The organism is Bacillus pretiosus, from assembly GCF_051294775.1.
GTDB classification, from domain to species: Bacteria; Bacillota; Bacilli; order Bacillales; family Bacillaceae_G; genus Bacillus_A; species Bacillus_A wiedmannii.
Genome location: NZ_JBPPHF010000148.1, coordinates 1 through 310, shown reverse-complemented (window position 1 = coordinate 310; position 310 = coordinate 1). Strand labels below are relative to the sequence as shown.

The window sequence follows — 310 nt, the reverse complement described above, 5'->3', positions numbered from 1 at the left end:
GGCGGGAGCCATTGAAACCGGAGCGCTAGCTTCGGTGGAGGCGCTGGTGGGATACCGCCCTGACTGTATTGATATTCTAACCTTCGGGTCTTATCGACCCGGGAGACAGTGTCAGGTGGGCAGTTTGACTGGGGCGGTCGCCTCCTAAAGTGTAACGGAGGCGCCCAAAGGTTCCCTCAGAATGGTTGGAAATCATTCGTAGAGTGCAAAGGCATAAGGGAGCTTGACTGCGAGACCTACAAGTCGAGCAGGGACGAAACTCGGGCTTAGTGATCCGGTGGTTCCGCATGGAAGGGCCATCGCTCAACGG

The 310-nt window shown here is 57.1% G+C and carries 1 rRNA gene; it reads left to right on the top strand.

What is annotated here, in order from left to right:
- Positions 1 to 310: ribosomal RNA gene (locus ACSG5Z_RS30250) — 23S ribosomal RNA — on the top strand; the annotation flags it as partial.